Origin of the sequence: Pseudomonas sp. GM21, from assembly GCF_000282215.1 — a bacterium.
In the GTDB taxonomy this organism is placed as follows: domain Bacteria; phylum Pseudomonadota; class Gammaproteobacteria; order Pseudomonadales; family Pseudomonadaceae; genus Aquipseudomonas.
Genome location: NZ_AKJS01000126.1, coordinates 1 through 23,328 on the forward strand (window position 1 = coordinate 1; position 23,328 = coordinate 23,328).

The following is a 23,328-nucleotide window of genomic DNA, read 5'->3' on the forward strand; positions in this document are numbered from 1 at the left end:
AAAAGCCACATCGGAGGGGATGAGTGCGCTGCAAGCCAAAGTCGCCCTCATCCAGAAACACTTTCCGCCGACCGTCGCCAGTCTGTTTGCTATCCCGCGGATGGGCAGCGGCGACGTGCTGGAATGGTGGACCGAACTGGGCGGCCAACCCACGCCCTATGCCGACCTCAACGAGGACGCGCAGCGACGCTTGCTGGAAACCTATGAAGTGCGTCAGACGTCCCTCGGACAGTTGGCGGATGAACTGCAAAAACGCGGTCAACCGACGGAAGCGGATGACCTGCGCAGCCTGCTCGGCGCGCCTGAACTGGACAAACTCTACAGCCTCAACGGTGAGCCTTTGGTGGTGCGCTGGAACCTGCGTCCGCCCAAACCGATCGTGCCGCCAGTGGTTCCGGTGGTGCCGGTCGTACCACCTTCGCGCCGTGGCTGGTGGATCGCGGCAGCCTTGCTCGCGCTGCTGTTGCTGCTTCTGGCACTCTGGCTCTGGTGGTTCCTGCACCGTGAGCCCGTGGTCGTGGCTCCACCTGTAGCGCCTGTGGCACCGGTGGTAGCGCCAGTTGAGAAACCGGTTGAGAAACCGGTCGAGCCTGCCCCCGAGCCTGTCGTGGAACCGGAACCGGAACCGAAACCTGTTCCGGCACCAGAACCCATACCAGAACCGGTACCGGAGCCCAAGCCGGTACCGCCGCCAAAACCGGCACCGGAACCCAAGCCGGTCCCGCCACCAAAACCGGTTCCACCGCCAAAACCGGTAGTGGCTGCCCCACCTCCACCTCCAGCCCCGCCACCAGCCCCGACGCTGGACAACTTCGCATGCCGTAAAAATGCGCCGGCCGCGGAGGTCCCGCAATTCGTGGTGGTGCTCGACACCTCGGGTTCGATGAACTTGAACATCAGGTCAGTGAAAGCCGACGAGGACTGGTTCTACGGTGGTGGTGACCTCAACAAGCTCCTGGACCCGAATCGCTACATGCGTCTCACCGCCAAACCCAGCCGCATGGACGTCGCCAAGGACTCGCTGGCCGGCATGATCAACGGGCTGGACCCGAAGATCGACACACGTCTGATCACCTTCGCCGGCTGCGAAAGAACACCGGACCGGGGTGTGTTCAAGTTCGGCGACCGCCCGCGACTGATCAACGGGATTCGAGGTCTGGCTCCCGACGACGGCACACCGCTGGCCGACAGCCTGGCCCACGCGGCGAGTACCGTCGACGGGCGCAATAACGATGCGGTTATCGTGATGTTTGTCGACGGAGAAGACGGCTGCGGGCAGGACGTTTGCGCAGTATCTCGTCGAATCGCCAGACAACAACCCCGCCTGCGCGTCAACGTGGTGAAAATCGGTGTTGGCGGCACGTCACGCTGCATCGCTGAAAACACCGGCGGCCGGGTTTACAACAGCACCAATGCGGCTGAACTGGGCAGCCTGTTGAAACAGGCGAGCAAGGAAGTATCCAGCAGTGCCAAGTGCGATTAGCTTGGGGACTGATCCGCAATTGAGGTGAGCCCATCGCGAGCAGGCTCGCTCCCACAGGTTATGTGTCGTTCACAAAACCAATGTGGGAGCGAGCCTGCTCGCGATAGCTATTTCAAAGGCGCCTCAACGAAACCGGTCAACCTCTTGCCGCAAGCCCGCCGCCAGGCTTTCCAGCTCCTTGGCAGTCACGGCCAGGTTCGACACCACTTCACGCTGCTCACTGTTCGCCAGTGCAATACTTTGCAGGTTGCTGCTGAGCAACGTCGCCGTACTGCTTTGCTCTTGGGTCGCGGTGGTGATCGCCGCAAATTGCTGACCGGCGGAACGGCTCTGCTCGTCAATCCGCGCCAGGGCCGAGGCCACATTGGCGTTACGCGCCAACCCTTCCTGCATCAGCACATTGCCCTGTTCCATGGTGCTGATGGCGTTGCCGGTTTCTTGCTGGATGCTGCTGATCATTCCGGAAATTTCGTCAGTGGCCTGACGAGTACGCGACGCCAGGTTACGCACTTCATCGGCCACCACCGCAAAACCACGGCCCTGCTCACCAGCACGGGCCGCTTCGATGGCGGCGTTCAGTGCCAGCAGGTTGGTCTGCTCGGCAATCGATGTAATCACCCCGACGATACCGCCGATTTCCTGGGAACGCTGGCCCAGGGTATTGATCACGGTCGCGGTGCTGTTCAGCGCGCCAGCAATTTGCTCAAGCGACGACGACGCTTCGTCCATCGAGGTACGACCGATCCGGGTTTGTTGTGCGTTTTCCTGAGCCAGGCGCTCGGTGTTGCCCATGTTGTCGGCGATGTTCAGGGACGTGGCGCTGAACTCCTCCACGGCGCCGGCCATGCTGGTGATTTCGCCGGACTGCTGTTCCATTCCTTCGTAAGCGCCACCGGACAGACCCGACAATGCCTTGGCACGACTGTTGACCTCGACCGAGGCTTTTCGGATGTGCTCGACCATGGTCGACAGGGCCTGGCTCATCTGATTGAAAGCGCGGGCCAGTTGACCGATCTCATCGTTGCTCGCCACGTTCAGGCGCACGCTCAAATCACCGGCGCCCAAGGCTTCGGCCTGACGTACCAGATCACCCAGCGGCGCGAGTTTGCTGCGCAGTAACCAGACCGCCGAACCGACCGCGATCAACATCGCCAGCAAACTGCCGATGGCCAATTGAATGCCGACACTCCAGGTCACCGCACGGATTTCAGCTTTTGGCATGCTCGCCACGACCGACCATGGGCCGCCATCGAACGGAACGACCACGCTGTAGAAATCTTCGGATCTGTCGCTCCAGAAATCGCCCTTGCCCGGCGCTTTCGCCAGACCGGCAATCGCCGGAGTCGCTTGATCCAGTGCTTGCACACCCGCAGGTGGTACCAGCCATTTGCTTTGTTCATCCAGCAACGCCAGCGAACCGGTCTGGCCGATGCGGAAGCGTTTGAGGTTGGCGAACTGAGCGTTCTGCGCATCGGTGTAATCGAATCCTACGAACAGCACGGCAATCACCTTGCCGCCGCCATCGCGTACGGGTGTGTATTGCGTCATGTAGGAACGGTCAAAGAGCAAGGCGCGACCGACGTAGCTCTGCCCCGCCATCAAGCGTGCATAAGCCGGGTTAGCATGATCGAGCAGCGTGCCGATGGCGCGGTTGCCGTCCTGTTTGGTCACGGAGGTGCTGACCCGGATAAAGTCTTCGCCGCTGCGCACGAACAACGTCGCCACGCCAGCGGTCATCTGCTTGAACCCGTCCACTTCCTCGAAGTTGTTGTTCAACACGTCGCTGCCCAGATGCAAGCCCGGTGTTTGCACACCCGCCACCGTCACCGGTTCCTCCGGGTGCAGGCTCAACCCGGTACTGAAACGCTTCTCGAACAGACCGCTCAGACGCTGGGTGCTTTCACGCAAGGTGCCGTGAAAGGTGCTCAACTGATCGGCCAGAAGCCGGGCTTCACTGGCCAGATGCTCTTCGCGGGTGGCGAGGTTGGCGGTGTCCAGCGAGCGCAGGGCGAACACGGTACTGCCAGTGATGACAATTGCCAGAATAACGGCAAGCGCAAGTCCAAGCTGTGAGGCGATCCGGGCACGGGGTTGAGACATGACAGCTCCTGGCCGAACGGCCTGACCCGGTTTGATCGGCTCAACGCTCAGCAAATGTTCTAGTAATGGGCAAAAACGGCGAACCCGTACGAAGGTTCCACTTGCAGATTTTCGGCGGTTGAACCGAATACTTGAGTAATTAACCGGGATATAGCTCAAGGCCTCTATTGCTTGAGCTCTATCGATTCAGCGCAGGTGCTCCACCGCCGGTAGATCCATGGCCCGAACCTCTCCCAACAGGAAATCGCTGAGCCGGCGCAAACGTTCACCTCCGGGGCGGGTTTTCGGCCAGACCAAGTAGTAATTCTCACCGCTGGCGACCGCCGTCGGCCACGGCAAACTCAGACGCCCCTGCGCCACATCCTCCGCCACCATCAACAAATCGCCCATGGACACGCCATAGCCTCGGGCGGCGGCGATCATGCCCAGCTCCAGGGTGTCGAACACCTGACCACCCTTGAGCGAAACCTGATCGGTCAGGCCCATGCGTTCCAGCCAGCTGCGCCAGTCACGTCGATCGGGCGTTGGGTGCAAGAGTTCGGTGCTGGCCAGGCGCGCGACGTCCCACGGCTGATCGTTCAGCAGATTCGGCGCGCCCACGGGAATCAGCTCTTCCGGAAACAACAAAGTGGCCTCCCAGTCCGGCGGGAAATGCCCGGTGCCGAGGATCACCGCGCAATCGAACGGCTCCTGATTGAAGTCCACCGAGTCGATGTCCATCCAGGCACTGGTCAGCTGCACTTCATTGCCCGCTTGCAGGTGCCGGAAGCGGCTCAGCCGCGCCAGCAACCAGCGCATGGTCAGGGTCGACGGGGCTTTCATGCGCAGGGTGTCGTCTTCGGCGCGCAAGGTATTGCAGGCGCGCTCCAAGGCGGTGAAGCCGTCACGAATGCCCGGCAGGATCAACCGTGCCGACTCGGTCAGTTGCAAGTTGCGCCCGCTGCGGTGAAACAACCGGCAGGCAAAATGCTCTTCGAGCGTGCGGATGTGGCGACTGACCGCGCTCTGAGTGATCGACAGCTCCTCGGCTGCGCGGGTAAACGAGCTGTGCCGCGCCGCCGCTTCGAATGCACGCAAGGCATATAAGGGAGGAAGACGACGAGACATGAAGAAAGCTCCTATAGCGCAATCCGGCTACCGTAGCAGAAACTCTTCAGCATGAGTCGTACTCATGCTACCCATCCTTTTTATCCCTTTGTGCAAACCCCGTGAAGCGCCGAGAATCGACGCTTTCCTGTTCTCTTTGATAATCGAGCGTGATGATCATGAAGCATCCAGCGCGTATTGAACTCCGGGCCATTCTGCGGCTGGCGGGGCCGTTGATTGCCTCGCAGTTGGCGCACATGCTGATGGTCCTCACCGACACCTTGATGATGGCACGCCTGAGTCCCGAAGCACTGGCCGGCGGCAGTCTGGGCGCGGCGACCTACTCGTTTGTAGCGTTCTTTTGCATAGGCGTTATCGCCGCCGTTGGCACTCTGGTATCCATCCGTCAGGGCGCGGGCGATACCGTCGGCGCTGCGCGGCTGACCCAGGCCGGACTGTGGCTGGCGTGGTTGATGGCGCTGGTGGCCGGGCTGTTGTTGTGGAACCTCAAACCGGTGTTGCTGCTGTTCGGTCAGACAGAAAGCAACGTACAAGCGGCCGGGCAGTTTCTGCTGATTCTGCCGTTCGCCCTCCCCGGTTACCTGAGTTTCATGGCCCTGCGCGGTTTTACCAGCGCCATTGGCCGCGCCACACCGGTCATGGTGATCAGCCTTGGCGGCACCGTGGCCAACTTCCTGCTCAACTATGCGTTGATCACCGGGATGTTCGGCCTGCCGAAACTCGGCCTGATGGGCATCGGGCTGGTGACGGCGATTGTCGCCAACCTGATGGCATTGGCGCTGGCGCTGCACATTCGTCGGCATCCGGCGTATGACGCCTATCCCTTGCGCCAGGGCCTGTCACGGCCAAACCGCCAGTACTTGAAAGAGCTGTGGCGTCTTGGCCTGCCGATTGGCGGCACGTATGCGGTGGAGGTCGGGTTGTTTGCGTTCGCCGCGCTGTGCATGGGCACCATGGGCAGCACGCAACTGGGGGCTCACCAGATCGCCCTGCAAATCGTATCGGTCGCGTTCATGATTCCGGCGGGGCTTTCTTACGCGATCACCATGCGGATCGGCCAGCATTATGGCGCCGGGCAGTTGCTGGATGCGCGACTGGCCGGACGAGTCGGCATTGCCTTCGGCGCGGCGGCGATGCTGGGTTTTGCGATGGTTTTCTGGCTGTTGCCGAATCAGTTGATCGGCTTGTTCCTGGACCACAACGACCCGGCGTTTCGCCCGGTCATTGAACTGGCCGTGAGCCTGCTGGCGGTGGCGGCCTGGTTCGAGCTGTTCGACAGTACACAAACCATCGCAATGGGCTGCATACGCGGGCTCAAGGATGCCAAAACCACATTCCTGGTCGGCTTGGGTTGCTACTGGTTGATTGGCGCACCGGCCGCGTGGTGGATGGCCTTTCATTTGCACTGGGGGGCGACGGGCGTCTGGTGGGGGTTGGCGCTGGGGCTGGCTTGCGCGGCAGTGAGTCTGACGCTGGCGTTTGAATGGAAGATGAAGCGGATGATTCGGCGAGAGCCAACGTTGCAGCAGCGGTTCCAGGTACCTCAGCCAGAATGAGATCCCCTGTGTGCGAGCCTGCTCGCGAAGGGGCCGTGTCAGTCGACCTCTACGTTGACTGACGCTCCGCCTTCGCGAGCAGGCTCGCTCCCACATTGGTTTGTGGTTAATTCACCACTTCTAGCATCGGCTGCTGGCGACTATCGAAGGTCAGATATTTAACCAACTCCGCCAGCGGCAACGGCTTGCTGATCAGATAACCCTGCACCTGATCGCAGCCAAACCCACGCAACAAATCCAGCTGTTCCGCTGTTTCGACCCCCTCAGCAACCACCTCAAGATTGAGGTTGTGCGCCAGGTTGATCATCGCGTGGACCAGTTTGCGATTCTCTTCACGCTCTACCATGCCGCCGACAAAACTCTTGTCGACCTTGAGCAGCGCAATTGGCAGGCTGTTGAGGTGCACGAAGGACGAGAACCCGGTGCCGAAGTCATCCAGCGAGAAGCGTACGCCCAGGCGTCCGAGGGCGTCCATGGTTTGCTTGACCAGATCGCTGCGGCGCATCACGGCAGTTTCGGTCAGTTCGAACTCCAGCCACTGCGCTTCGACGCCGCGTTCGGCAATCAACCGGCTCAACGTGGAGAGCAATTGGCTGTCCTGGAATTGGCGGAATGACAGGTTTATCGCCATGTGCAACGCTGGCAAACCCAGTTCGCGCAAAGCTTGCATGTCCCGCAGCGCCCGGGAAATCACCCAGTAACCCAGCGGCACGATCAAACCGCTTTGCTCGGCCAGCGGGACGAATTCGCTCGGTGGCAATAAACCGCGCTCGGCATGGCGCCAGCGCACCAAGGCTTCGAGACCGACGATCTGGCCGTCGGCAAGGTTCAGCCGCGGCTGGTAATGCAGTTCCAGTTCGTCACGGCGCAAGGCCCGGCGCAGCTCGCTTTCTAGGTCGGCCATGCTGCGGGCATTGCGGTTGATCCGTTCGTTAAAGATATGAAAAGTGCAGCCTTGCGTGCTCTTGGCTTGCTGCATCGCGATGTGCGCGTGCCACATCAGCGGGTCGGCGCCGGCCTGAGCCCGGGCGTGGGCAATGCCCAGACTGGAACCGATCAACAGGCTTTCACCGTCGACCCAGTACGGTTCAGCCAGCGCCTCGGTGATGCGTTCGGCCATCCACTCGGCGCGCTGAGGCGCACGGCGGGTGTCGATCAGCAAGGCAAATTCATCACTGCCCAGGCGCGCCAGTTGATCGCCGGCCTCAAGCTGGCTTTTCAACCGTGCGACCACTTGCAGAATCAAGCGGTCGCCGGCCTGGTGGCCGAGGGCATCGTTGGCGTGACGGAAGTTGTCGAGATCAAGGTGACCAAGGGCCAGGCCGCGGCCGTCGTTTTCCGCCAGACGCGCTGCCAGCAGGGTCTGAAATCCCTGACGGTTGGCAATGCCGGTCAACGGATCTTGCTCGGCCAGGCGCTGCAAAGTGTTTTCCAGCAGGCCACGCTCCCGCACATGCCGCAGGCACCGGCGCAGCATGCCGGCATCGAGCAGATCTCGCACCAGCCAGTCACTCACGCCATCGGGCGTCACCAGGGGCTCATGCTCGACCAGTAACACCGTCGGTAAATTGCAACGGCCAGGCAGCGGCTGAAGTCCAGGAACAGTCAATAACACCGCGTTGCGGTTGTCATCGAACAAACTGCTGACCGAGTCCCAGCTCGGCGCGCAGATGAGCACGGCCGAGCTCCCCATCGGAGCCAGACACTCACGCAACAACGCTACCCACGCTGGCTCTTCGGCCAGTAGCAGCAAACGCAAGGGTTCGACAGGCGTAGACAAGCTGACTCCCTAGACTCTGCAAGGATGTAGGCGGCTGGCATTATGCCGCGCCGGTTACCAATGACCAAATGACATCGGTTATCAAACGCGCAATTGTGTCTGGAATCCGAACATTAGCCGCACATTCACCGCGCATCCTGCTTGAAAGTATCTAAACCGGCAATTAGAGAAAGCATGTTGCGTCACAAGTCGGACAGAGCAGCACAATTCGCTGAGCCTGTTAAAATGCCGGCCCATTTCACAAAATGACTCCCTGAATTCTGTATGTCCCGACTCAATCCCCGGCAGCAAGAAGCCGTGAGCTACGTCGGCGGCCCTCTTTTGGTGCTCGCCGGCGCAGGCTCCGGCAAGACCAGTGTGATCACGCGCAAGATCGCGCACCTGATCCAGAATTGCGGCATCCGCGCCCAGTACATTGTCGCCATGACCTTTACCAACAAGGCGGCGCGCGAGATGAAGGAACGGGTCGGCACCCTGCTCAAGGGCGGCGAAGGCCGTGGCCTGACGGTGTGCACCTTCCACAACCTGGGCCTGAACATCATCCGCAAGGAACACGTGCGGCTGGGTTACAAACCGGGCTTCTCGATCTTTGACGAGACTGACGTCAAAGCCTTGATGACCGACATCATGCAAAAGGAATACGCAGGCGACGACGGCGTCGACGAGATCAAGAACATGATCGGTTCGTGGAAAAACGACCTGATCCTGCCCGCCGAAGCCCTGGAAAATGCGCGCAACCCCAAAGAACAAACCGCCGCCATCGTCTACACCCACTACCAGCGCACGCTCAAGGCGTTCAACGCGGTGGACTTCGACGACCTGATCCTGTTGCCGGTGAAGCTGTTCCAGGAACACGCCGACATCCTCGAAAAGTGGCAGAACAAAGTCCGCTACCTGCTGGTGGACGAATACCAGGACACCAACGCCAGTCAGTATTTGCTGGTGAAATTGCTGATCGGCACGCGAAACCAATTCACCGTGGTGGGCGACGATGACCAGTCGATCTACGCCTGGCGTGGCGCGCGTCCAGAAAACCTGATGCTGCTCAAGGACGATTACCCGTCCCTGAAAGTCGTCATGCTGGAGCAAAACTACCGTTCCACCAGCCGCATCCTGCGTTGCGCCAACGTGCTGATCTCGAACAACCCGCACGAATTCGAGAAGCAGCTGTGGAGCGAGATGGGCCACGGCGACGAGATTCGCGTGATCCGCTGCCGCAACGAAGACGCCGAAGCCGAGCGCGTGGCCGTCGAACTGCTGACCCTGCACCTGCGCACAGACCGGCCGTACAGCGATTTCGCGATCCTGTATCGCGGTAACTACCAGGCCAAGCTGATTGAGTTGAAGCTGCAGCACCACCAGATTCCGTATCGCCTGTCCGGCGGCAACAGCTTTTTCGGGCGTCAGGAAGTGAAAGACCTGATGGCCTACTTCCGTCTGATCGTGAACCCGGACGATGACAACGCCTTCCTGCGGGTGATCAACGTCCCACGCCGGGAAATCGGCTCGACCACGCTGGAGAAGCTCGGCAACTACGCAACCGAACGCAAAATCTCGATGTACGCCGCCACCGACGAAATTGGCCTGGGCGAGCATCTGGACACGCGCTTCACCGATCGCCTGTCGCGCTTCAAGCGCTTTATGGACAGGGTCCGCGAGCAATGCGCCGGCGAAGACCCGATCTCGGCGCTGCGCAGCATGGTCATGGACATCGACTACGAGAACTGGCTGCGCACCAACAGCTCCAGCGACAAGGCGGCCGATTACCGCATGGGGAACGTCTGGTTCCTGATCGAGGCGTTGAAAAACACCCTGGAGAAAGACGAAGAAGGCGAGATGACCGTCGAAGACGCCATCGGCAAACTTGTCCTGCGCGACATGCTGGAACGTCAGCAGGAAGAGGAAGACGGCGCCGAAGGTGTGCAGATGATGACGCTGCACGCCTCCAAAGGCCTGGAATTCCCGTACGTATTCATCATGGGCATGGAAGAGGAAATCCTCCCGCACCGCTCCAGCATCGAAGCCGACACCATCGAGGAAGAACGCCGTCTGGCCTACGTCGGGATTACCCGAGCGCGTCAGACACTGGCCTTCACCTTCGCTGCCAAGCGCAAGCAATACGGCGAGATCATCGACTGCGCGCCAAGCCGCTTCCTCGATGAGCTACCGCCGGACGATCTGGCCTGGGAAGGTAATGACGACACCCCCGTTGAAGTCAAAGCCGTTCGCGGAAATACCGCATTGGCAGATATACGGGCGATGTTAAAGCGCTAGAATTGCCTACTTTTTAACCGAACACTTTTTACAAGCTAGGCGCACATGGCGTCAGTAGAGGAAAGCTTCATGGAAGCACTGCACCAGAAAATTCGCGAACAAGGCATCGTGCTTTCCGATCAGGTCTTGAAGGTCGACGCCTTTTTGAACCACCAGATCGACCCGGCGCTGATGAAGCTGATTGGCGACGAGTTCGCTGCACTGTTCAAGGACTCGGGCATCACCAAGATCGTCACCATCGAAGCCTCGGGCATCGCACCGGCGATCATGACCGGTCTGAACCTCGGCGTACCGGTGATCTTCGCCCGCAAGCAGCAGTCCCTGACCCTGACTGAAAACCTGCTGTCGGCGACCGTTTACTCGTTCACCAAGAAAACCGAAAGCACCGTGGCGATCTCCCCGCGCCACCTGACCAGCAGCGACCGTGTGCTGATCATCGATGACTTCCTGGCGAACGGTAAGGCGTCGCAAGCGCTGATCTCGATCATCAAACAGGCCGGCGCCACCGTGGCCGGTTTGGGAATCGTGATCGAAAAGTCGTTCCAAGGTGGTCGTGCGGAACTGGATGCGCAGGGTTATCGCGTGGAATCCCTGGCTCGCGTGCAATCGCTGGCCGGCGGCGTCGTGACCTTCATCGAATAGCCAGCAGCGCCGCATTTCCCTGTGGGAGCCAGCCTGCTGGCGATGGCGTCGTGTCAGTCAACATCTTCATGACTGACAGACGCCCATCGCCAGCAGGCTGGCTCCCACCGTTGTTTTGTGTTGGCTGTTATTGCGTGGTGGCCTTGAGGCCGGTGAGCAGTAGCCGCTGCAACAAATCTTCCTTCAATCCCTCAGGATTGGTCAGTTGCATCCGCTCCAGATGCTCGGGAAACATCGAAGCCTCTGGCGCATCCAGCGCTGCTTTCCCCAACTCCAGAATCTCGGCCAGTTTGAACTTGCTCTTCAGCCAGTTCAGCGCCCGCAACACGTCGCGCTCCACCTCGGTGAAATCACAGCCCAGCGGATATTCCGGAAACAGGTTCGGGTGCCGCGCCTGAATCGCCTGTAAACGCTCTGGACGGTTGTCGGCGAAGCGTGGGTCGAGGCGAAAATCCTTGGGTAGCTTACCCACACTCTGCGCCTGCTCGATCAACCCCGACTGGAACCTGGAGTCGCTGATATTGAGCAACGCCTCGATCACCGCCGCATCGGTCTTGCCACGCAAGTCGGCGATGCCGTATTCGGTGACCACAATGTCCCGCAGATGCCTTGGGATTGTGCAGTGGCCGTATTCCCAGACAATGTTCGAGCTGACCTGCCCACCCGACTCTCGCCAACTGCGCAGCAACAGCACCGAACGAGCGCCGCCCAGCGCATGGCCTTGGGCGACGAAGTTGTACTGCCCACCTACGCCGCTGAGCACCCGCCCGTCTTCCAGCTGATCGGCCACGCCGGCGCCCAGCAAGGTCATGGTGAACACGGTGTTGATGAAGCGCGCATCGAGGCGCTGCAAACGCTTGAGCTCTTCCTGACCGTACAGCTCGTTGATGTAGCTGATGCGGGTCATGTTGAATTCGAGGCGCTTGCTTTGCGGCAGCTCCCTCAAGCGCTCGTAGAAGCTACGCGGCCCGAGGAAAAAACCGCCGTGGACCGAGATGCCATCGGTTTGCGCGGCTTCATCGAGGGTGCCGGCGTTCGCCTGTTGCTGAGTCGGCACATCCGGGTAGACCTTGCGCCGCACGATCCCGGCGTCGGACAGCACCAGCAAGCCGTTGACGAACATTTCGCTACAACCGTACAGGCCTTTGGCGAACGGTTCGAGGCCGCCTTCGCGGTCGATCAACTGCGCCCACTGGCTGAGATTCACGTCCGTCATCAGGGCCCGGTATCCGGCATTGTCAGCCTGGCGCGCCAGCAACGCAGCGGTCAGCGCATCGCCCATGGCGCCGATGCCAATCTGCAACGTGCCGCCATCGCGCACCAGCGCACTGGCGTGCAGGCCGATGAAGTGGTCCTGGAAGCCCACCGGCATGTTCGGTGTGGAAAACAGTGTGGTGCTGTCCTTCTCGTCGATCAGCAGGTCGAAGGCGTCGATGCCGATTTCGGCATCGCCGGGCATGTAGGGCAAGTCGTTGTGTACCTGGCCCACCAGCAGGATGGTCTCCCCCGCCGCCCGGCGTTTGGCGATCATCGGGAACAGGTCCAGGGTGATGTCCGGGTTGCAGCTCAGGCTCAGTCGATCCGGGTGCTCGGGATGGCTGGCCACCAATTGCGCAACCAGGTTCAAACCGGCTGCGTTGATATCTCGCGCGGCGTGGCTGTAGTTGCTGCTGATGTAATCCTGCTGGGCCGATGCACTATGCAGCAGATTGCCGGGCTGCATGAAAAATTGCTGGATGTGAATGTTCGGCGGCAGATTGTCTTTATGCAGACCCTCCAGAAAAGCCAGTTCCGGGTAGTCACCGAATACTCGTTCGATAAAGGGCTCAAGAAAGCGCCTCTGTAAACCATCGCCCAAGGCAGGGCGGCCCAGGCACAGCGCGGTGTAGATCGTCAGCCGCCGCTCCGGCAATTGCGCAATACGCTGGTACAGCGCGTTGACGAAGTGGTTGGGTTTGCCCAGGCCAAGGGGCAAGCCCATGTGGATATGCGCCGGTAGGCGTGCCAACACGTCATCCACCGCTTGCTCGATAGAACACAGCTGCACCATCTGATCCTCCCTTGACATTCCGTGAATAGGGGTTGGACCGAGCTTGCCGGGTCTTTGCTGCAATGAACAGTCTCAGGCACAAATCGCAGGCACAAAAAAACCGCTCGAAAGCGGTTTTTTCGCTGAAGACGTGGGCTTATTTCAGGCCGGACATCTTCTGGATGGCGCCTTTGAGGTCGGCGTCGGAGCAATCGGCGCAAGTGCCTTTAGGCGGCATCGCGTTAATACCGGTAATGGCTTTGGCCAGGATGCCGTCGAGACCGCCCTGGTGATCGGCTCGTTCCTTCCAGGCTGCGGTGTCACCGATTTTCGGCGCGCCCAACAGACCGGAGCCGTGGCAAGCGTTGCAATGTTTTGCAATCACTGAGTCAGGGGTTTTGGCATCTCCACCACCCGCAGAAACAGCAACTTCCATCCCCTTGCACTCTTTGCCCTGAACGCAAACCTGGCCGACTGGCTCAAGGCGCTTGGCAATATCGTCGTTCGTCGCAGCTTGAGCGCTGACAGCCCAAAGGGCCAATACGGTTGCTGGTACAGCCAGCATTTTCATAATTAGGTTCACGCGTTCACCCTCAATGGTGGCTAGTCACGCCTACGGCCACGGTTCGCAGGCGGGCGCAAGTATAGCGGTAAGCCCGCCACACTGAAACAACCCCAAAGTCGAAGGGGTCTTATGCAACAGTGGAAAAACTCCCCCGGGTGTCTCGGCCTGACTGGCAAAGCGCCTTCTTTTCCTAGAAATTCGCCGGTGTCGCTGCGCTGATTAGTCGCGCTGGCGCATCGAACGGATTTCGAAAACGATGCGGCTTGGTACTTTCAAAGTAGTAGCTATCGCCGGCTTCGAGCACAAAAGTTTCCAGCCCGACCACCAGTTCCAGTCGACCCTCCACCAAAATGCCGGTTTCCTCGCCCTCATGGGTGAGCATCTCGTCACCGGTGTCGGCGCCTGGCGGGTAGATTTCATTCAGAAAAGCGATAGCCCGGCTCGGATGCGCCCGGCCGACCAGTTTCATGGTCACGGCGCCGTCGGAAATGTCGATCAGCTCGTTGGCCTTGTAGACGATCTGCGTCGGTTTTTCCTGCAGGATTTCTTCAGAAAAGAACTCGACCATGGACATGGGAATCCCGCCCAGTACTTTGCGCAGCGAACTGATCGAGGGACTGACGCTGTTCTTCTCGATCATCGAAATCGTGCTGTTGGTCACACCCGCGCGCTTGGCGAGCTCACGCTGCGAAAGGCCTTTGAGCTTACGGATGGATTGCAGTCGTTCACCGACGTCCAATGCTAGCGCCTCCAGGGATTCAGGTTGTTGGAATATTGAGCGTTATCATGGCGACAGCGTTCAGTATTTACAACACTTGGGCCTGAATCCTGTGGAGTGACGCGACTTTCGGTTTCGACCGCAGGCTGTCAGCCCTCGGAATAGAGCAGTGGCACCCGGCGCAGGTTGCAGAAAATCTGATAAGGAATCGTGTCCGCTGCCGCCGCCACTTCGCTGGCGAGGATGTTTTTGCCCCATAACTCGACAGTCGAACCGAGGCCGGCTTGCGGCACATCGGTCAGGTCGATGCAGAGCATGTCCATCGACACCCGGCCGATCAACTGGCTGCGTTGGCCAGCGACCATGACCGGCGTGCCGGTCGGCGCGTGACGCGGATACCCGTCGGCATAGCCCATGGCGACCACGCCAACGCGCATCGGCTTGGGTGTGATAAACCGGGCGCCGTAACCGATCGGCTCGCCGGCCGGCAGCTCACGCACGCAAATCACTTTCGATTCCAGGGTCATCACCGGATGCAGGCGAGCGGCCACGGTGTTGGCTTCTTCGAACGGCGTCGCGCCATACAGCATGATGCCAGGGCGAACCCAATCACTCGGGATCTGCGGCCAACCCAGCACGGCTGGCGAATTGCGCAAGCTGACTTCCGCCGACAAGCCTTTACGCGCGGCTTCGAATACCGCGACCTGCTCAGCGCTGGACTGTTCGTGCAGTTCATCGGCCCGGGCGAAGTGGCTCATCAGCACAACTTTCGCGACCTTTCCGCTGGCCAGGAGCCGTTGGTAGGCCTCCTGATAATCCTTTGGATGCAGGCCGACACGGTGCATGCCTGAATCGAGCTTGAGCCAGACGGTGATTGGCTTGCTCAGCGTGGCCTTTTCAATGGCTTCGAGTTGCCACAGCGAGTGCACCACGCACCAGAAATCGTGCTCGACGATCAGCGACAACTCATCAGCTTCGAAGAACCCTTCGAGCAGCAATACCGGCTCCCGAATACCCGCCGCACGCAACTCCAACGCCTCTTCGATACAGGCCACGGCAAAACCGTCAGCCTCGGCTTCCAGCGCCTGGGCGCAACGCACCGCGCCATGGCCGTAGGCATCGGCCTTGATCACCGCAAGGGCCTTGGCCCCGGTGATTTCACGGGCGATCCGGTAGTTGTGACGCAGGGCTTGAAGGTCGATCAGGGCACGGGCTGGACGCATGGCGGCAGACTTCTAGGCGGTCATGGGAATAAAAAACCGGCGCTGGCTGGCGGCGTGAACCGCCAACAGCACCGGCAGAGGGATCTTGCTGAATCTTTTACGGCAGAGCGGCCACAACCGACAGCTCGACCAGAATTTCTGGCTCACACAACTTCGATTCAACGGTCGCACGTGCCGGGGCCACGCCTTTGGGCAGCCACTTGTCCCAGACGGCGTTCATGCCTTCGAAGTGTGCATCAATGTCTTTCAGGTAAATCGTTACCGACAACAGGTTGTTCTTGTCGGTGCCCGCCAGATCGAGCAAACGCTCGATGTTGGCGAGGGTTTCACGGGTCTGCTGTTCAATCCCGGCGTTCATGTCATCGCCGACCTGCCCCGCCAGATACACAGTGCCGTTGTGGCTGACGATCTGACTCATGCGCTCATTGGTGAGCTGGCGCTGGATTGCCATGTTTTGCGGACTCCTGGGTCTTGCTGCCATAACGGGAAATATCGAGGCCTTCGGCGCTGATCTGCGGCGCTTTCTTCGCTATCAGGTCCGCCAGCAAACGACCGGAGCCACAGGCCATGGTCCAGCCGAGCGTGCCGTGACCGGTGTTCAGAAACAGATTCTTGAACGGTGTCGCGCCAACGATCGGCGTGCCGTCCGGAGTGGTCGGACGCAAGCCGGTCCAGAAACTGGCCTGGGCCAGATCGCCGCCCTGAGGATAAAGGTCGTTGACGATCATCTCCAGGGTTTCGCGCCGACGCGGGTTCAGCGACAGGTCAAAACCGGCGATTTCAGCCATGCCGCCGACGCGGATGCGGTTGTCGAAACGGGTGATCGCGACCTTGTAGGTCTCGTCGAGAATGGTCGAGGTCGGGGCCATTGCCGAGTTGGTGATCGGCACAGTCAGTGAGTAACCCTTGAGCGGGTACACCGGCGCCTTGATACCCAGCGGCTTGAGCAGTTGCGGCGAGTAGCTGCCGAGTGCCAGGACGTAGCGGTCAGCGGTTTCCAGCTTGCCGTCGATCCACACGCCGTTGATGCGATCACCGGCGTAATCGAGCTTCTGAATATCCTGGCCGAAGCGGAACTCCACGCCGAGTTTCACCGCCATTTCGGCCAAGCGAGTGGTGAAGATCTGGCAGTCGCCGGTCTGGTCGTTCGGCAGGCGCAGGGCACCGGCGAGGATGTCGGTGACGGCGGCCAGCGCCGGTTCAACGCGGGCGATGCCGGCGCGGTCGAGCAGTTCAAACGGAACACCGGACTCTTTGAGCACCGCGATGTCTTTCGCGGCGCCGTCCAGTTGAGCCTGGGTGCGGAACAGTTGGGTCGTGCCAAGGCTACGGCCTTCGTAGGCGATGCCGGTTTCGGCGCGCAATTCGTCGAGGCAGTCACGGCTGTACTCGGAGAGGCGGACCATGCGTTCCTTGTTCACCGCGTAGCGGCTGGCGGTGCAGTTGCGCAGCATCTGCGCCATCCACAAGTACTGATCGATGTCGGCAGTGGCCTTGATCGCCAACGGTGCGTGGCGCTGCAACAGCCACTTGATAGCCTTGAGCGGCACACCCGGCGCCGCCCACGGCGAGGCATAACCTGGCGAAACCTGCCCGGCGTTGGCGAAACTGGTCTCCATGGCAGCGGCCGGCTGACGGTCCACGACCACTACTTCAAACCCGGCCCGAGCCAGATAGTAAGCACTGGCGGTACCGATGACGCCGCTACCCAAGACCATAACGCGCATTTTATATCCCTCATCGCGGCATACCGCTGACGTGTGTTGTATTCAAACAGTGATGTGCGCAGTGTAAAAAAGATTAGCCAGTGTTTTTCACTATATAAGCAGCTATATTTGGCGACAATTCTCGGCAAAAACCCTTTTCACGGAGGCGCATCCCCTATGCGTACCAACACTCAGACCAAGCGAGAACTGGACAAGATCGACCGCAACATCCTGCGGATCCTGCAAGCGGACGGACGCATCTCCTTCACGGAGCTGGGGGAAAAGGTCGGGCTCTCCACCACGCCGTGCACTGAGCGGGTGCGGCGCCTGGAGCGGGAAGGGATCATCATGGGCTACAACGCCCGGCTCAATCCGCAGCATTTGAAAGGTAGTCTGCTGGTGTTCGTCGAGATCAGTCTTGACTACAAATCCGGCGATACCTTCGAAGAGTTTCGACGCGCGGTGCTGAAACTGCCGCACGTACTGGAATGTCACCTGGTATCAGGGGACTTCGACTATCTGGTGAAAGCGCGGATTTCCGAGATGGCCTCGTACCGCAAGTTGCTGGGGGACATCCTGCTCAAGTTGCCGCATGTACGCGAATCCAAGAGCTACATCGTGATGGAAGAGGTGAAAGAGAGCTTGAGTTTGCCGATTCCGGATTGATAGTTCCTAAACCAAGACCTGCCGGGTGGAGGCCATGTACTCATGAATCTGCTTCTCCACCCGAGGATGAATCAACTCCACCGGCCCCCGCCCATTCGGGCAGGGCAAGGTCTTGGTAGTGCCAAACAACCGACAAATCAGCGGGCGCTCGTCATACACCGTGCAACCGTTGGGCCCCAGGTGCACGCAATTGAGCTCATCCATCGCCGCATCCTGCTCGGCGCGGGTCTTGCGCGGCAGGCGCGACATTTCTTCCGGCGAGGTGGTCACCGGCCCACAGCAGTCATGGCAGCCGGGCACGCACTCGAACGAGGGGATCTGCTGTCGTAGCGTGCGGATTTTCTGGCTGTTGCAGCTCATTGAAGCAGTGACCAAAAGCGGAATAGAGCGCGATTCTGAAGCAAAGGCGCCAATCCATACAGCGCAAGCCGACCAATGTTGCCCGCATCAGAAGGTCCGGCTTATGCTCCGTCAAATTTTCCAGACGCCAGAATCGGAAACACGCACATGAACGCCGGTGCCCAGCAATCCGTTCCAATACACCAGCACATCGCCTCCTATTACGCCGCCAGCAGCCTGGCGCAGCCCGACTATCCGGTGCTCAGAGGTGATCTGGTAGCGGATGTGTGCGTGGTCGGCGGCGGGTTCTCCGGGCTCAACACAGCGCTTGAACTGGCTGAACGTGGCTTGACTGTCATCCTGCTCGAAGCCCGAAAAATCGGCTGGGGCGCCAGCGGGCGCAATGGCGGGCAATTGATTCGGGGCGTCGGTCATGGCCTCGATCAATTCGCCAATGTGATTGGCGCAGACGGCGTGCGCCAGATGAAACTCATGGGCCTTGAGGCGGTGGAAATCGTCCGCCAGCGCGTCGCACGTTTTCAGATCCCCTGCGACCTGACCTGGGGCTACTGCGACCTGGCAAACAAGCCGCGCGAACTCGATGGCTTCGCCGAAGACGCCGAAGAGCTGCGCAGTCTCGGTTACCGTTATGAAACCCGCCTGCTGCAAGCCAATGAAATGCACTCGGTGGTGGGTTCCGACCGTTACGTCGGCGGTTTGATCGACATGGGCTCGGGGCATCTGCATCCGCTGAACCTGGCGCTGGGCGAAGCGGCGGCGGCCGAGGAAATGGGGGCGATACTGTTCGAACAATCGGCGGTCACCCGCATCGATTACGGCCCCGAGATCAAAGTCCACACAGCTCAAGGCTCGGTCCGCGCGAAGACTCTGGTGCTGGGCTGCAACGCCTACCTCAACGAACTCAATTCCGAGCTCAGCGGCAAAGTGCTGCCGGCCGGCAGTTACATCATTGCCACCGAGCCCTTGAGTAAAGAACAGGCGCACGCCTTGCTGCCGCAGAACATGGCGGTCTGCGATCAGCGGGTGGCACTGGATTACTACCGGCTCTCGGCGGACCGACGCTTGCTGTTTGGTGGCGCCTGTCATTATTCAGGCCGCGATCCGAAAGACATCGCCGCGTACATGCGACCGAAGATGCTCGAAGTGTTCCCGCAATTGGGCGCGGTGAAGATCGACTATCAATGGGGCGGAATGATCGGCATCGGCGCCAACCGGCTGCCGCAGATCGGCCGCCTTAAAGACCAGCCGAATGTGTATTACGCCCAGGCCTATTCCGGTCACGGGGTGAATGCCACGCATCTGGCGGGCAGGTTGCTGGCCGAGGCGATCAGTGGGCAGCAGAGTGGCGGGTTTGATCTGTTTGCCAAGGTGCCACACATCACCTTCCCGGGCGGGAAGCATTTGCGCTCGCCGCTATTGGCGTTGGGGATGCTTTGGCATCGGCTTAAAGAGTTGGTCTGAAAGGTATTCGGTGCCTGTTCCGGCTCCATCGCGAGCAGGCTCACTCCTACAGGGGATTTGTGAACGACACAGATCAACTGTGGGAGCGAGCCTGCTCGCGAATGGCCCGGGAGAACACCACAAAAATCAGATCCTCCAGAAAGGCTTAAGCCCCTCCTCCCGCGCCTGTTCCCGCGTCAGTCCCACATCCGTGAGCTGCTCCGGCGTCAGCGCCAGCAACGCCTTGCGCGTATGCAGACGATGCCAGAACAGACCCCAGTGACTCAGGCCGGACGGCGCGTTGCGCAGCTGCGCCTCACGTGCACCGTTGTCCTGCCCTCTCACCAGTTCTTGACTGTGTAACGTCAGCCGCACATCGATCAAGCCGTTCATTTTGATTGCTCCTGTTTACTTGGGTAGCCAGAGCTTTCATGATGCGTGGACGACGAAAAGCGATACAGATTCAACGAGAAAGAATTAATTCCATACAGATTTTGCGTTTCAGCGTCTGAATCCTGATTTTTGCCTCGATCTGTATTGGTTTACCGAATCACCCATACCGAGACTGCACCATGACCCTTTACGTCAACCTCGCCGAATTGCTCGGCACGCGTATCGAACAGGGCTTCTACCGCCCCGGTGACCGGCTGCCCTCGGTGCGGGCGCTGAGTGTCGAACATGGCGTCAGCCTGAGCACCGTGCAGCAGGCCTATCGCGTGCTGGAAGACAGTGGTCTGGCAACGCCGAAACCCAAGTCGGGCTACTTCGTGCCGGTGGGTCGCGATCTGCCGGAGCTGCCAGCCATTGGCCGCCCGGCCCAGCGACCGGTGGATATTTCGCAGTGGGATCAAGTACTGGAGCTGATTCGCGCGGTGCCGCGCAAAGATGTGGTGCAACTGGGTCGCGGCATGCCGGACATCACCACCCCGACCATGAAGCCGCTGCTGCGCAACCTCGCACGTATCAGCCGCCGGCAAGACATGCCCGGTCTGTATTACGACAACATCCACGGCACCCTCGAACTGCGCGAACAGATCGCGCGCTTGATGCTCGATTCCGGGTGCCAGTTAAGCGCCAGCGATCTGGTGGTCACGACCGGCTGCCATGAAGCGCTGTCCACCAGCATCCGGGCGATCTGCGAGCCGGGGGACATTGTGGCCGTGGACTCGCCGAGCTTTCACGGCGCCATGCAGACCCTCAAGGGGTTGGGCATGAAGGCGCTGGAAATCCCTACCGACCCGCTCACCGGCATCAGCCTCGATGCGCTGGAACTGGCCCTGGAACAGTGGCCGATCAAAGTCATACAGTTGACCCCCAACTGCAACAACCCGCTGGGCTACATCATGCCAGAGTCGCGCAAACGCGCGTTGTTGACACTCGCACAGCGTTTCGATGTGGCGATTATCGAGGACGATGTGTATGGCGAACTGGCCTACACCTATCCGCGCCCACGCACGATCAAATCCTTCGACGAAGACGGTCGTGTCCTGCTCTGCAGTTCTTTTTCCAAGACGTTGGCCCCCGGATTACGCATCGGCTGGGTAGCGCCCGGCCGGTATCTGGAACGGGTGCTGCACATGAAATACATCAGCACCGGCTCCACCGCGCCACAACCGCAGATTGCGATTGCCGAATTTCTCAAGTCCGGGCATTTCGAGCCACATTTGCGACGGATGCGCACGCAATACCAGCGCAATCGCGACGTGATGATCGACTGGATCACGCGCTACTTCCCAGCCGGCACTCGCGCCAGTCGCCCACAAGGCAGCTTCATGTTGTGGGTTGAGCTGCCAGAAGGCTTCGACACCTTGAAACTGAATCGCGCCCTGCATGATCAGGGCGTACAGATTGCCGTTGGCAGCATCTTTTCCGCATCGGGCAAGTACCGCAACTGCCTGCGCATGAACTACGCTGCCAAGCCAACGCCGCAGATCGAAGAAGCGGTGCGCAAGGTCGGTGCCGCGGCCATCAAGCTTTTAGCGGAAACTGACTGACTTTTCTCGGGAAACCCGCGTCCATATGCCGCCTATTGCCGCCAATCGGAACGATCCCACTTGAGAGTCAGACAACCCCTGCTTTCTCTTCTGCTATTCGCCTCGCTCCTCAGCGGCTGCGCCAGCGTTGACGTTCAGCGCCAGCCGAGTCAGACGCTGCCCGCCAGCGACTCGGCGTTTGGCCGGTCGGTCCAGGCGCAGGCCGCGCCGCATGAGGGCCGGTCGGGTTTTCGCCTGCTGTCCGACAGCACCGAAGCCTTCACCGCCCGCGCCGAACTGATCCGCAATGCGCAAAGCAGCCTCGATTTGCAGTACTACATCGTGCATGACGGTATCAGCACGCGGATGCTGGTGGAGGAACTGCTCAAAGCCGCTGATCGCGGCGTGCGCGTCAGGGTGTTGCTGGACGACACCACCAGCGATGGCCAGGACCTGCTCATCGCCACCCTCGCCGCACACCCGCACATCCAGATCCGCGTATTCAACCCGTTGCACCTGGGGCGCAGCACCGGCGTGACGCGCACCATGGGCCGCCTGTTCAACCTGTCGCAGCAACACCGGCGCATGCATAACAAGCTGTGGCTGGCGGACAACGGCATGGCGATCGTGGGCGGGCGCAATTTGGGTGACGAGTATTTCGATGCCGAGCCCAACATGAACTTCACCGACATTGACATGCTCGGCGTCGGCCCGGTCGCCGACCAGCTGGGGCACAGTTTTGATCAGTACTGGAACAGCGCTCTGAGCAAGCCGATCGAACAATTCCTGTCCAGCAAACCGACGGCCCAGGACCTGCGAAACGCCCGGGACCGCCTGGAGGCATCGCTCGCTGAGACGCGCAAACAGAACCATGCGCTGTATCAGCAACTGATGACCTTCAAGACGCACCCGCGGCTGGACATTTGGCGGGGAGAATTGATCTGGGCCTGGGGTCAGGCGTTGTGGGACGCTCCGAGCAAGGTGCTGTCCGACGGCGAGCCGGACCCGCACTTGTTGCTGACCACGCAACTGGCACCTGAGCTCAACGGCGTGAGCAAAGAGCTGATCATGACCTCGGCCTACTTCGTCCCCGGCCAGCCGGGCCTGGTGTACCTGACCGGGCGCGCCGATGCCGGGGTATCCGTGAGTTTGCTGACCAACTCACTGGAAGCCACCGACGTACCCGCTGTGCACGGCGGTTATGCGCCGTATCGCAAGGCGCTGCTGGAACACGGCGTGAAGTTGTTCGAACTGCGGCGTCAACCGGGTGAAGGCGGAGGCAGTGGGCCGCACTTTTTCGGACGCTCCGGCTCCCAAGGCTCCGACTCCAGCCTGCACAGCAAGGCGATGATCTTCGACCAGCAAAAGTCCTTCGTTGGCTCGTTCAATTTCGATCCGCGCTCGGTGCTGTGGAACACCGAAGTCGGGGTGCTGGTGGACAGTCCCGAGCTGGCCGCGCATGTGCGCGACCTGGCGATGCAGGGCATGGCGCCGACACTGAGCTATGAGGCGAAGCTGGAGGATGGCAAGGTGGTTTGGGTCACCGAAGACGACGGCAAGTTACATACCTTGACCAGGGAACCGGGGAGCTGGTGGCGACGGTTTAATGCGTGGATGAGCACCACGGTCGGCCTGGAGCGGATGTTGTAGCAGCTGGCGAAGCCTGCGTTCGGCTGCGCAGCAGTCGCAAAATCATACACCGCGAT

The 23,328-nt window shown here is 60.3% G+C and carries 19 protein-coding genes; 8 read left to right on the forward strand and 11 right to left on the reverse strand.

Annotated features, from left to right (window positions below):
• On the forward strand, window positions 1–1,483 hold a 1,483-nt coding region (locus PMI22_RS08540), incomplete at its 5' end, for a vWA domain-containing protein (RefSeq protein WP_007947422.1).
• Between the two features lie 123 nt (window positions 1,484–1,606).
• Here PMI22_RS08540 and PMI22_RS08535 read toward each other — a convergent pair.
• Together PMI22_RS08535 and PMI22_RS08530 are read right to left on the reverse strand one after the other, a co-directional pair.
• The gene (locus tag PMI22_RS08535; RefSeq protein WP_007947425.1) at window positions 1,607–3,583 is read right to left on the reverse strand and encodes a methyl-accepting chemotaxis protein; all 1,977 of its coding nucleotides are present in this window, start codon (window positions 3,581–3,583) and stop codon (window positions 1,607–1,609) included.
• Between the two features lie 186 nt (window positions 3,584–3,769).
• Window positions 3,770–4,690 (reverse strand): LysR substrate-binding domain-containing protein, encoded by a 921-nt coding sequence (locus PMI22_RS08530; protein ID WP_007947426.1) that lies wholly within the window; start codon window positions 4,688–4,690, stop codon window positions 3,770–3,772.
• A gap of 158 nt (window positions 4,691–4,848) precedes the next feature.
• On the opposite strand from PMI22_RS08530, the gene PMI22_RS08525 reads away from it, so the two are divergent.
• The gene (locus PMI22_RS08525) at window positions 4,849–6,246 is read left to right on the forward strand and encodes a NorM family multidrug efflux MATE transporter (RefSeq protein ID WP_007947427.1); all 1,398 of its coding nucleotides are present in this window, start codon (window positions 4,849–4,851) and stop codon (window positions 6,244–6,246) included.
• 106 nt (window positions 6,247–6,352) lie between these two features.
• On the opposite strand, the gene PMI22_RS08520 is transcribed toward PMI22_RS08525, so the two are convergent.
• Window positions 6,353–8,026 (reverse strand): putative bifunctional diguanylate cyclase/phosphodiesterase, encoded by a 1,674-nt coding sequence (locus PMI22_RS08520; protein WP_007947428.1) that lies wholly within the window; start codon window positions 8,024–8,026, stop codon window positions 6,353–6,355.
• 264 nt (window positions 8,027–8,290) lie between these two features.
• Here PMI22_RS08520 and rep point away from each other — a divergent pair, with 264 nt between their 5' ends.
• Both rep and PMI22_RS08510 read left to right on the forward strand, forming a co-directional pair.
• Window positions 8,291–10,300, forward strand: coding sequence for a DNA helicase Rep (rep, locus tag PMI22_RS08515; protein ID WP_007947429.1), 2,010 nt, complete (start codon window positions 8,291–8,293; stop codon window positions 10,298–10,300).
• Between the two features lie 69 nt (window positions 10,301–10,369).
• Window positions 10,370–10,942, forward strand: coding sequence for a xanthine phosphoribosyltransferase (locus PMI22_RS08510; protein WP_027926370.1), 573 nt, complete (start codon window positions 10,370–10,372; stop codon window positions 10,940–10,942).
• Window positions 10,943–11,069: 127 nt separating this feature from the next.
• On the opposite strand, the gene PMI22_RS08505 is transcribed toward PMI22_RS08510, so the two are convergent.
• From PMI22_RS08505 to dadA, 6 genes are all read right to left on the reverse strand, one after another.
• A complete protein-coding gene (locus PMI22_RS08505; protein WP_007947431.1) occupies window positions 11,070–12,992 on the reverse strand; it encodes an acetyl-CoA hydrolase/transferase C-terminal domain-containing protein in 1,923 nt (640 codons plus the stop codon).
• Between the two features lie 136 nt (window positions 12,993–13,128).
• Entirely contained in the window at window positions 13,129–13,542 is a 414-nt protein-coding gene (locus PMI22_RS08500; RefSeq protein WP_033049513.1) for a c-type cytochrome, read from the reverse strand.
• Window positions 13,543–13,726: 184 nt separating this feature from the next.
• Window positions 13,727–14,275, reverse strand: a complete 549-nt coding sequence (locus PMI22_RS08495; RefSeq protein ID WP_007947433.1) for a cupin domain-containing protein — start codon at window positions 14,273–14,275, stop codon at window positions 13,727–13,729.
• A gap of 128 nt (window positions 14,276–14,403) precedes the next feature.
• Window positions 14,404–15,477, reverse strand: coding sequence for an alanine racemase (gene alr / locus PMI22_RS08490; protein ID WP_007947434.1), 1,074 nt, complete (start codon window positions 15,475–15,477; stop codon window positions 14,404–14,406).
• 97 nt (window positions 15,478–15,574) lie between these two features.
• Entirely contained in the window at window positions 15,575–15,928 is a 354-nt protein-coding gene (locus PMI22_RS08485) for a RidA family protein (protein ID WP_007947435.1), read from the reverse strand.
• Entirely contained in the window at window positions 15,900–17,204 is a 1,305-nt protein-coding gene (dadA, locus tag PMI22_RS08480; protein WP_007947436.1) for a D-amino acid dehydrogenase, read from the reverse strand. Before dadA ends, PMI22_RS08485 begins: the two co-directional genes overlap by 29 nt.
• A 156-nt stretch (window positions 17,205–17,360) precedes the next feature.
• On the opposite strand from dadA, the gene PMI22_RS08475 reads away from it, so the two are divergent.
• The gene (locus tag PMI22_RS08475) at window positions 17,361–17,849 is read left to right on the forward strand and encodes an Lrp/AsnC ligand binding domain-containing protein (protein ID WP_003177284.1); all 489 of its coding nucleotides are present in this window, start codon (window positions 17,361–17,363) and stop codon (window positions 17,847–17,849) included.
• Window positions 17,850–17,855: 6 nt separating this feature from the next.
• Here PMI22_RS08475 and PMI22_RS08470 read toward each other — a convergent pair whose 3' ends face one another.
• The gene (locus tag PMI22_RS08470) at window positions 17,856–18,209 is read right to left on the reverse strand and encodes a YkgJ family cysteine cluster protein (protein WP_007947437.1); all 354 of its coding nucleotides are present in this window, start codon (window positions 18,207–18,209) and stop codon (window positions 17,856–17,858) included.
• Between the two features lie 147 nt (window positions 18,210–18,356).
• On the opposite strand from PMI22_RS08470, the gene PMI22_RS08465 reads away from it, so the two are divergent.
• Entirely contained in the window at window positions 18,357–19,670 is a 1,314-nt protein-coding gene (locus PMI22_RS08465; protein ID WP_007947438.1) for an NAD(P)/FAD-dependent oxidoreductase, read from the forward strand.
• A gap of 126 nt (window positions 19,671–19,796) precedes the next feature.
• On the opposite strand, the gene PMI22_RS08460 is transcribed toward PMI22_RS08465, so the two are convergent.
• Window positions 19,797–20,042 (reverse strand): DUF1127 domain-containing protein, encoded by a 246-nt coding sequence (locus tag PMI22_RS08460; protein ID WP_007947439.1) that lies wholly within the window; start codon window positions 20,040–20,042, stop codon window positions 19,797–19,799.
• Between the two features lie 179 nt (window positions 20,043–20,221).
• Between PMI22_RS08460 and PMI22_RS08455 the strand changes: the two genes are divergently transcribed.
• Together PMI22_RS08455 and PMI22_RS08450 are read left to right on the forward strand one after the other, a co-directional pair.
• Window positions 20,222–21,643, forward strand: a complete 1,422-nt coding sequence (locus PMI22_RS08455; RefSeq protein WP_007947440.1) for an aminotransferase-like domain-containing protein — start codon at window positions 20,222–20,224, stop codon at window positions 21,641–21,643.
• Between the two features lie 60 nt (window positions 21,644–21,703).
• Window positions 21,704–23,272, forward strand: coding sequence for a phospholipase D family protein (locus PMI22_RS08450; RefSeq protein ID WP_007947441.1), 1,569 nt, complete (start codon window positions 21,704–21,706; stop codon window positions 23,270–23,272).
• The last annotated feature ends 56 nt before the right edge of the window (window positions 23,273–23,328 follow it).